We start from the raw sequence: 10,456 nt of genomic DNA on the forward strand, positions 1-10,456 counted from the left end.
TGTCTACTTGACTGGGGTAAGACCAGGATACAGAAATCATCTCCTTGATGTCGCCTAACTTTTTTCAAAATGTCCTTTACAAAGGGTACAGATTATTTTATGTCATGCTTTTTTATTTTATAATTACAGAGTTTTGTATACTAGCACTAAAATTTATTTGAAATAATTGTTTGAAAAGGTGTTATTAAATTGGACGTTTATATCATTTTGATCATTTCTTTTATATAAAGGAAAAATAAGAAATTAGAAAATAAAAACAAGCAATGAAGAGAACAGCTGAAAGTAGCTTACACCGATGTTTATAAAAAGTTATAGAGCATTTCTTTGAATGAGGAATGCTTTTTGTTTTTGCTTGGAATAAAAATATACAACAAAAACATTATCTAAAGTAATAAAAATTTATTGCAAAACGATAAATTTTATATTAAAATCAAAATCATAATAAATAAGTGTGGTGCTTTTTATGGAAAAGGTAACAACGTTATTTTTAAAATTAGAGGAGGTATAACTATGGACATTAACAATTTGATTATTGAAAATATGGATAACCCTCATGAGTTGGAGAGAATGTATAGAAAAGACCCGAAAGCTTTTAAAAAGTCATTCTCACAAGCATGGGATGAAAACCCTGATTCTCAGGTTCTTGGTGCTTGGTATGAAAGATTGCATTTCAAGGAGACGGCAAATACAGAAAAACCTTCATTGTTTCAAAAAGGTTTCTTATTCATGGGCATTTTAGCTATTCTGGCAGGGCTAAGCACCAGGGTAATCTTCCATTTTGTCGAACAGGGAGCAATTGCTCCAATTAACTTGGCTTTTGGTGTAATTCCCTTTATTGCTGCTTATTTTGTTTACAATAATACTCCGAAAAAAAGTATTATTTATTCCCTTGTAGCGTTGTTCCTAATTTCCGGGTTGTATCTTAATATGTTGCCATTAACTTATAAAGACAGCAGTATCCTTGCTTATTTACATCTTCCTATATTCTTATGGGTCTTAGTAGGGCTTGCGTTTACAGGAAATGAATATTCAAAAGGAAGTACGAGATTAGCTTATATTAAATTTAATTTGGAATATTGTATTCTCTACGCCAGCATGGCAGTGAGCGGAATGGTACTAGCAGCATTAACCATGCAGTTATTTAGGTTTGTTGACTTGAATATAGAAGACTTCTATTTTAGTAATGTTATTTTATTTGGTGCTGCCGCTCTCGCTATTGTGGCTGCATACTTGGCATCAATGAATCTTAAACTTGCTAAGAATATTACACCATACATATCTAAAATTTTTAGTCCTCTCGTCTTGATCACATTGTTGATTTATCTTATAACGGTTATATGGGTCGGGAAAAATCCGTTCTTGGACCGCAATTTCCTAATGGCCTTCAACGGAATACTCCTTGGTGTATTGGCTGTTACCATATTTTCCATTGTTGAGAGTGAATCAGAAGAGAAAAAGAACATTTCAGATTATATCAATTTTGCCTTAATTGTTCTTGCGCTTATTATTGACACTGTAGCTTTGTCAGCCATCGTATTCAGACTTTCTTCTTATGGGATTACACCTAATAGACTTGCTGTCTTAGGAGTAAACATACTGATCTGGGCAAATCTAATTTGGATTATGTTTTCCTATATGCGTTTTCTACAAAACAAATCAGGACCGACAGCTATCCAAGATGCCGTTACGAAGTATTTGCCAATTTACGGACTTTGGGCAGCTTTCGTTATATTTACTTTCCCTATAATTTTTAATTAGAAAGACTTTGTTAACGTAACGACAAGCTAATTTTCTATAACGTATAAAATCCTTAGAGCCGATAAGTATCGTTACTTCTATACTTTCTCGACAATAAAAAAACGTCCCAAAGTAGGACGTTTTTTTATGTGTATTGCTGTTTTTTCTTAATAAGTAATAACACTTGTGACACACACGCTAGTACTGGTAGTTCTATTAACGGTCCAATCACTAATGCAAGCGCGATAAGAGGCTCGTCTGGAAAAGCAGTCACAGCAATTGCGAGTGCAACAGGCGAGTTTCTCGCTAATGTTGTTAAGCTTAGGCTTACAGTGTCTTCATAGGATAAATGCATTATACGTCCTACAAACTGTCCTAGTATAAAGTTAATTATGAAGAACAGTAATACTGGTATAAGTAACAATAAAACAACATTCATATTTTGTAATAAGTACTTACCTTGTGAGGCAAACATCGCTACTATTGCTAAACTTAAAAATACAATTTGAGCAGAGCTGAAAAATGGAATGAGTTTATTCTCCAGTGTTTCAGCTTTTTTCATTTTATGCATAATGAATTTTGTAGCGTGTGCAAGTACAAATGGTAAGACGATTACGATAACAATACTTTCTACTAAAACAGAAACCGCTACAGTTTTCATGACACCAGCAAATAAAAATAAATAAATTGGAAGTAGTAGTACTTGTAAAATTAAATTTACTGGTAGAATTGATGTAGATAATGCGACGTTACCTTTTGCAATCTCTGTGAAAATTAAATACCAGTCTGTACACGGAGTAACCATTAACATAATAAAGCCGACCCAAAGTGCTGGGTGATCTGAAAGAAATAACGCGCCTAATCCCCAAGCAAGAAAAGGTGTCCATATAAAGTTAATACCTAGGCTTGTTCCAGCGAATTTTAAGTTGCGGAATCCATTTTTTATTTCCTTTAATGGGATGCTGAGGAATAATCCATAAAGCATGAAAAATAAGAAGGGAACAATAAATTTTTCCGAATACATATGTATCATATTAAATTGTCCTAATATAACCCCGAATGTAACAGCTGCAAGAATGATAAATGTTTGAATCTTTTCTAAAGTACTCATTAATTAATCCTCTCTATAGATGAATTTCCCTCTCTAGTTGTATTATACAAGGTATTTCCCTTATGTGTTTTTGAATTAATCATTTTGACTGAGGAAATATCTGTGTTAAATGTTTTTAATTCGAGATTTTTTTCTTTTTAAAAAGTTACTTGACTAAAGTAAGTGGGTATATTACAATCACTTACATAAGGTAATTAAATAACAAAAAGTTTTAATTTACTTAGGTTAAGGTATCAATTGGAACTTTTTATTAGAATAAGAATTTTTATGATGATGAATAATGAATATGATAAGAAAGTTTAGGTGAAGAAAATGGGATTATTTAGCTCATTGTTTGGTAAAAAAGAAGAAAATACAAAAGTAGAGGGGAATAAAACAATGTCAAAAGTATTATTTGTAAAAGCAAACGATCGTCCAGCGGAGCAAGCAATTAGTTCAAAAATGTATGAAACATTTGTAAGTGCTTATAAGGAAGCAAATCCGAATACAGAAATTACGGAGTTAGATTTATTCGCATTAGATCTTCCGTATTACGGAAATATCGCTATTTCAGGTGGATATAAACGTAGTCAAGGAATGGAGATAACAGCTGAAGAAGAGAAGGCAGTTGCTACAGTGGATAAGTACTTAAACCAGTTTTTAGAAGCTGAAAAAGTAGTATTTGCATTCCCATTATGGAACTTTACAGTACCAGCACCATTAATCACGTATATTTCATATCTTTCTCAAGCGGGAAAAACGTTTAAATATACAGCGAACGGTCCAGAAGGTTTAGTTGGTGATAAGAAAGTAGTTGTTTTAGGTGCTCGTGGTTCAGATTACTCTTCTGAACAAATGGCTCCTATGGAAATGGCTGTTAATTACGTTACAAACGTACTTGGGTTCTGGGGAATTGCAAATCCAGAGACAGTTGTAATTGAAGGACACAATCAATATCCAGATCGCTCACAGCAAATTGTTGAAGAAGGTTTAGATAACGTTAAGAAAGTAGCGGCGAAATTTTAATTAATGATAGTAAATGTAAAACCAACATGGATGACCATGTTGGTTTTTTAGTCTAGTTTCCATGTTAAAAAATGTATATTCATAAAATGAATGAAAAGTTTGAAAATAGTATTGCAAAATATTATATAACAAACTATAATGAGTTCAAGAATAGTTGATACTTAAATTAAATATTCAGAAAATTCAATTAGTTAAAATTGGAAATGAAATAAGGGATTTTGAATGGGGGTTATATTATGGCGAATAAAGTACCGTTTTCGTTCATAGTAGTTATCGGATTAATGTTATTTGCACTATTTTTTGGAGCAGGGAATTTAATATTCCCAGCAATGCTTGGTCAATCAGCTGGTGAGAATGTATGGATTGCTAACGCTGGATTTTTAGTAACAGGAGTAGGTTTACCATTACTAGGTGTATTAGCATTTGGGATTTCAGGTAAAGAAGATTTACAGTCATTAGCAAGCCGAGTGCATCCAGTATTCGGAATTGTATTTACGACAGTTTTATACTTAGCAATCGGTCCGTTATTCGCTATTCCGAGAACAGGAAGCGTTTCTTATGAAATTGGTATTAAACCTTTCGTGCCAGAAGGCTTAAGTTCTACAGCGCTAATTCTTTTTACAATTGTATTCTTTAGCATCACTTGTTTTTTTTCGCTAAATCCTGCGAAAATTGTCGATATTGTTGGAAAAATCTTGACGCCAATTAAATTAACGTTTATTGGAATTTTGGTAGTCTTTGCTTTTATTCATCCAATGGGAGAAATGCAAGCACCTGCAGAGGCTTATACATCACATGCGTTCTTTAAAGGGTTCCAAGAAGGATACTTAACAATGGATACGTTAGCATCATTCGTATTTGGTATTATCATTATCAATGCTATTAAAGAAAAGGGCGCAAAAACAAAAAAAGAAATTATGATTGTTTGTGCAAAAGCAACATTGATCGCTGCATCTATTTTAGCAATAATTTATTCAGCACTTTCATTTATGGGAGCTTCAAGTGTTGCAAAACTTGGTCACTTAGATAACGGTGGTGCAGTGTTAGCAAAAGTTTCAAGCTATTATTTTGGTTCATATGGCGGAGTTATATTAGGTATAATGGTTATAGCAGCGTGTTTAACAACTAGTGTTGGACTTGTCTCAGCGTGTTCTTCATTTTTCCATAAGCTATTCCCAAGTATTCCATATAAAACGATTGCAATTATGTTATCAGTTTTCAGTGCAGTTGTTGCAAATGTAGGTTTAACACAATTAATCTCAATTTCAGTTCCTGTATTAACAGCGATTTATCCATTAGCAATCGTATTAATTTTCCTAACGTTCCTTCACCCATTGTTCAATGGAAGAGCTGAAGTGTATCAGGGAAGTTTATTAGTAACATTTATTGTAAGTATGTTTGATGGATTAAGTGCTGCTGGTGTGAAATTAGCAGTAGTGAGCGATATTCTTACTAAGTTACTTCCAATGCATGAGGTTGGATTAGGCTGGGTGTTACCAGCAGTAATTGGTGGATTAATTGGATACGGCATTAGCGTTGTGAAAATGAAAAATGGAGTTCGCCCAGCAGCTAGTGCGAATAAGAAAATAAGTTAAATGAAAAAAGTTATAGAATTTGATTCTATAACTTTTTTTGTTACTATTGATAAGAATAGAAAAAATAAAGTAATAGGGGAAATAAAATGAAAAAAACAATTGACCATATCGGGATCGCAGTTCGTGATATAGATAGTACGATACAGTTTTATGAAAAGGTTTTATCAGGAACTTTAATAGATCGATACGTAAGTGAAGCACCTGGTGTTGAAAGCGAAGTAGCTATTCTTGAAGTTGATGGTGATAGAATCGAATTACTTGCGCCAACGAATAATTCGACTTCTCCAATAGCACGATTTATAAAGCAAAAAGGGAAAGGTGTCCATCATGTTGCGTATCGTGTAGACGATTTAGATGTAGCTTTAGAAGAATTAAAGGAACAAGGGATTCGAACGTTAGAACATACGTTTCGAATTAATAAACATGGTAGACGATTAATTTATCTTAACCCAGCGGATACAGAGGGAACAATCATTGAGTACTGTGATTATCCGGAAGAGAAGTAAAGGAAGTTTATCCTTGAGAAAAGGTGTTACGTAATAACGTAACACCTTTATAATGTGAGCTTTTAATTTTTAGTTTTTTAATCATCCCCTTTGTAGAGGAAGAGTGCAGCAGCGAAAAGATCCGCCAGATTTTATAATTTCTCCAAAGTCGATTTCAATAACCTCATAACCTCTAAGTCTCAGCTCTTTATTTGTTGTAGTATTAATGGGTAAACTAATCATCTTTTTATTGCCTAAAGATAATACATTGGTTGCTAAAGTAAATTGCTCTTTTTTAGATACTTCTATTAAATTATAACGATCTGATAACATTTTTAATGTACTATTACTAAATGCATGTGGATATATTAAAGCTTCTTCCTGTGAAATGATATTAAAAACACAATCTAAATGTAAAAAATCTTTGGAAAAAGGAACAGGAATTATTTTATAGTGTGTGAGCAACTGTTCAAGTTTTATTACAGAGTTAAATAACGTTCGATTGCTTACACCAATATATACAATATCTTGATCGATAATGACGTCGCCGCCTTCTATATGACTATTAATACAATCTATATAAGTAATATCTTTTTCTAATAATATTTTCTTGAAAATTTGCTCTTCTCCTTTACGAACTTCATTTTTCATGTTAGAAATGAAAACAGTTTCCCCTACAGTAAAACCGATATCTCTCGTGAAAACTTGTTCGGGAAAGCGTAAGTCAGGAGGTAGCATTAAAGTGTGTATTCTATTTTCTTTAAGTATATCAATAAATTTTGAGTATTGTTCTCTCGCTAGATCTACATTAAAGCCTAAATTGATAAAATATTTTTGGGTCTTGTTTATACCGCTAGAAATATTCATATATAATGGTTCGCATAGTACAACTTTTTTTAACGTACTATATTCACTTGAGCAATATGACTTTAAAATACTCATTCTAATAATCCTCCAATATAGGTGATTTTTAAATTGTTATACGATGATTGAAGCTTAAAATATTTTTGGATACAGAAGATAAAACGTAATAAAATATGAACTTAAAAAAGATTGAGCTTATAATAATTAAAGTGATTATTATAAGTTGTTATTTTTCTGTATTTTCAGTTTTTTATAACGATGGGTGTATCATTGCTCTAGAAAAAACGTAAAATAATTATAGGAACTCAGAATAATCTAGTATCTTTATAGATGAATTGTTTATCTGTTCCCAACCTGTATAACAAACCGCGATAGTGTAATTTTGCTCTAACCGATTTAGGCAGAAATAGAATTGACTAAAATCGGAATTAGTGTTCCGTAAGGTTATTTTATTTTGGGACCAATCGTCCATATTGAAGCCAAAACTATCTAATGGATATAGAAGTCCTTTTCCAATTGCTTTAACAAATGATTCTTTTAGAGTCCAAATATCAAAGAAAAACGATAACTGTCTATCGTGAGGAATATACTGAAAATAGTCAATTTCTTCTTGAGTAAAGCATAGTTCGGTTACGGAAAGATCTATAGGTTGAATTTTTTCAATGTCTACACCAATTCGTCCAGTTGAAGCAAGTCCACATATAATCCATTCTTCAGAATGAGATAAATTAAAATCCCCCTTCCAACCATGATATTTATTTAAAAAAGGGCGGCCTGTTCGATCTCTTTTAATAGAGATAGTATCTGCAGGTATGAGCAATAATCTTTGCAAACGTTTTCTGATGCATAGATGAGCTAATAATGTTCTTTGTTGATCTTCTAATTTATGAAATCTTAAAATTCTTTCCCTTTCATTTTTAGGTAATTCTGTGAGTTTCAGCTCTATGTCTTTGTAGGGTAGTAAAATTCCTAATTTAACTGCAATAATTTCTAAGTAACTATCAATTTTTTTCATAATGACCTCACTAACAATATAAATAATAGTCTCAAGAGAATTTAAATGTATAATTAATTTTATTATTTATCAACTACCATTAAGTTATAGAGAGCGATATAAGATTTGTTGAGAAATCATGTGAATTATATTAAGTGTTATTGTATAGCTATTTTGAAGAAATGAACAAACTTATGTTTTATTTTTTTTTTGAAGTCAATTCAATTATTAAAAAAGTTTCTCAAGTTTTGTTATGTATTTTAGATTGCTTTGAAAATTAAATGAAGTTACAATTAACCCTGTTTAATAGTTGGAAAAATCAGAAAAATAAAAGGGGATTGGGTAAGTGATAATTTCTGGAGAAATAAAAGAATTTATAAAGAATTATGATGATAAATTACCATTCTCAGGTGCGATTTTAATTCAAAATAAAAAAAAGATCTTTGAAGATGGATTTGGATATGCGAATAGAAGTGAACAAATTTTTAATACATCACGTACTCGGTTTGGTATGGCTTCTGGGTGTAAAATTTTTACTGCAGTTGCAATATGTCAATTAGTTGAAAAGGGTGTTTTAACTTTTGATACTTGTTTGAAAGAGTGTTTAGAAGACTCATTCCCAAATTTTTATGAAGGTATTACAATTCATCATTTATTAACTCATACTTCGGGCATACCAGATTATTTTGATGAAGAAGAAATGGATGATTTTGAAGATTTATGGAAGGATACCCCAATGTATTCTATTAAATCTCCTGCAGATTTTCTGCCTATGTTTCAAAATTATCATATGAAGTTTAATCCTGGAAGTAAATTTTCTTATAGTAATGCAGGTTATATTTTACTTGGGTTGATTGTAGAAAAATTGACAGGGATGAAGTTTGCAGAATATGTAAAAGAGAATATATTTCAGGTTTGTGGCATGTCAGATTCAGGATATTTCCGGATGGATCAACTGCCGGAACGAACTGCACTTGGATATATAGATAATAAAGATGATAACACTTGGAGAACTAATATCTATTCGGTCCCTATAGTTGGTGGGCCAGATGGAGGGGCTTTTACAACAGTTTTAGATTTAGGAGAATTTTGGAATGGATTATTTAATGGGAAACTCCTAAATAAAGAGTACACTAATCAGTTGTTAACTCCTTATGTGAAAAATAATAGTTTACATTATGGATATGGTGTTTGGATTTCAATGGAAAATGATGAGATTCTCAAATATTTTGTATTTGGATTTGATCCAGGTGTGAGGGTTCATTCATCTGTAAATGCAAAGTCTAAGATGCAATTCCATATTATGTCTAATGTGGAACGAAATGTAGTTCCTATTAAAAGTGGGATTGATAAATTAATTTCTGAAAAAAAGATTTAGTTTTTGAGATTCATGGATGTTTTTTGATACCTACAAAATAAAAAAGGATATGAATATTTAACTAAGAGTTAATATGCTTATAAAAACTGTTGGATTGTTCGCTTTAAATGATTAATTAGAGTATAAATTTTGAGAGCCTAAGGGTGTTTGTTAAGGATTTAAATGAAGGATTCCTGATATAAATCAACAGCATTAATTTCTATATAAAGGAGTTAATAATATGATTAGAGGAACTACCGATTTAGGGGAAAGTCAAAAGAAAGAGTTAGAGAAGCATCGTTTTTCGAAAGAAATCAACTTGGAAATTCGCGAATTACAAAAAACCAACAATTGGTATAATTTTTTTGCCATAGGATTGGATTGGGGTATTGTGTCCTTAGTAATTGCATTGAATTATTTTATCCCTACTATGTGGATGTATTTGATTAGTATTGTTATCATTGGTAGCCGTATGCGTGGCCTTGATATTATGATGCATGAGTCAAGTCATCGTATGCTTTTTAAAAATCGTAAATTAAATAAGTGGGTTGCATGTTTCTTTGCTGCTTATCCGATAATGATTTCTTATAAAGCATATTGTAAGAGTCACATGAATCACCACAGGTATTTATGGAGTGAGATAGACCCTGATAAGCAAAGATATCAAATTGTTGGGTTAGATAAACCGACTAAAAATAAAATGAAATTTTTTATTCAGCATTGCTTAAAGCCTTTGTTCTTAGTACATGTGCCGAATTATTTGATTGGAATGATTAAAGTAACAGCATATGCAAAAGAGGAACCTAGATTTGATCAAATAATCAGGACTCTATATTGGGGCGCTATCATTATTTGTTCAATTGTTTTCGGTTTCTGGCAAGAGTTGATTTTATTTTGGGTAGTTCCGTTTTTAACAACTTTTCAAATGTTAAAATATTGGGCTGAAATGGCCGAACATGCAGGACTAGAATCGGAAAATGAGATATTTGCATCAAGAAATTCTTTTGGGAATTTTTTTGAGCGTTTTCTCATTCATCCTCATAGAAACTCATACCATTTGGTACATCACTTGTTCCCTGCTGTTCCACACTTTAACATAAAGAAGGCTCATCTTATTTTAATGAAAGATGAAGAATATCAAAAAGCGCATCATTGTACAGGGTTCTTTTTTTCCACTGCACCAGGATTCTCTTCTGTAATAGATGATATACAAGGACGGATACCATTTTGGAATAAAGTGAAAGGGAAATAGATCATTATACATGTTGTGCTACATAGGCTGTATGGAAATTTAATGGTTTACCAAAG

The 10,456-nt window shown here is 31.9% G+C and carries 9 protein-coding genes; 6 read left to right on the forward strand and 3 right to left on the reverse strand.

What is annotated here, in order from left to right; all coding sequences use genetic code 11:
* Positions 1-510: 510 nt before the first annotated feature.
* Complete coding sequence (locus MKY70_RS09810) at positions 511-1,758, forward strand: DUF4153 domain-containing protein (protein WP_341024058.1); 1,248 nt, start codon at positions 511-513, stop codon at positions 1,756-1,758.
* A gap of 124 nt (positions 1,759-1,882) precedes the next feature.
* On the opposite strand, the gene MKY70_RS09815 is transcribed toward MKY70_RS09810, so the two are convergent.
* Complete coding sequence (locus MKY70_RS09815; RefSeq protein ID WP_341024060.1) at positions 1,883-2,848, reverse strand: arsenic resistance protein; 966 nt, start codon at positions 2,846-2,848, stop codon at positions 1,883-1,885.
* A gap of 312 nt (positions 2,849-3,160) precedes the next feature.
* On the opposite strand from MKY70_RS09815, the gene MKY70_RS09820 reads away from it, so the two are divergent.
* The 3 genes from MKY70_RS09820 (at position 3,161) to MKY70_RS09830 (ending at position 5,954) form a co-directional block, all read left to right on the forward strand.
* Positions 3,161-3,853 (forward strand): FMN-dependent NADH-azoreductase, encoded by a 693-nt coding sequence (locus MKY70_RS09820; RefSeq protein ID WP_002165961.1) that lies wholly within the window; start codon positions 3,161-3,163, stop codon positions 3,851-3,853.
* A gap of 236 nt (positions 3,854-4,089) precedes the next feature.
* Complete coding sequence (gene brnQ, locus MKY70_RS09825) at positions 4,090-5,448, forward strand: branched-chain amino acid transport system II carrier protein (protein WP_002141315.1); 1,359 nt, start codon at positions 4,090-4,092, stop codon at positions 5,446-5,448.
* A gap of 86 nt (positions 5,449-5,534) precedes the next feature.
* Entirely contained in the window at positions 5,535-5,954 is a 420-nt protein-coding gene (locus MKY70_RS09830; RefSeq protein ID WP_341024061.1) for a VOC family protein, read from the forward strand.
* Between the two features lie 81 nt (positions 5,955-6,035).
* On the opposite strand, the gene MKY70_RS09835 is transcribed toward MKY70_RS09830, so the two are convergent.
* Both MKY70_RS09835 and MKY70_RS09840 read right to left on the reverse strand, forming a co-directional pair.
* Positions 6,036-6,875 carry a dimethylarginine dimethylaminohydrolase family protein gene (locus MKY70_RS09835; RefSeq protein WP_341024063.1) on the reverse strand — a complete coding sequence of 280 codons (840 nt, stop codon included), beginning with the start codon at positions 6,873-6,875 and terminating at the stop codon, positions 6,036-6,038.
* Positions 6,876-7,092: 217 nt separating this feature from the next.
* Positions 7,093-7,812 carry a 4'-phosphopantetheinyl transferase family protein gene (locus tag MKY70_RS09840; RefSeq protein WP_088032524.1) on the reverse strand — a complete coding sequence of 240 codons (720 nt, stop codon included), beginning with the start codon at positions 7,810-7,812 and terminating at the stop codon, positions 7,093-7,095.
* Between the two features lie 325 nt (positions 7,813-8,137).
* Between MKY70_RS09840 and MKY70_RS09845 the strand changes: the two genes are divergently transcribed.
* Positions 8,138-9,169, forward strand: a complete 1,032-nt coding sequence (locus MKY70_RS09845; protein ID WP_002189229.1) for a serine hydrolase domain-containing protein — start codon at positions 8,138-8,140, stop codon at positions 9,167-9,169.
* A gap of 220 nt (positions 9,170-9,389) precedes the next feature.
* Positions 9,390-10,400, forward strand: coding sequence for a fatty acid desaturase family protein (locus MKY70_RS09850; protein WP_341024066.1), 1,011 nt, complete (start codon positions 9,390-9,392; stop codon positions 10,398-10,400).
* Positions 10,401-10,456: the final 56 nt, after the last annotated feature.

Source organism: Bacillus sp. FSL R9-9492 (genome assembly GCF_038007365.1).
GTDB classification, from domain to species: Bacteria; Bacillota; Bacilli; order Bacillales; family Bacillaceae_G; genus Bacillus_A; species Bacillus_A mycoides.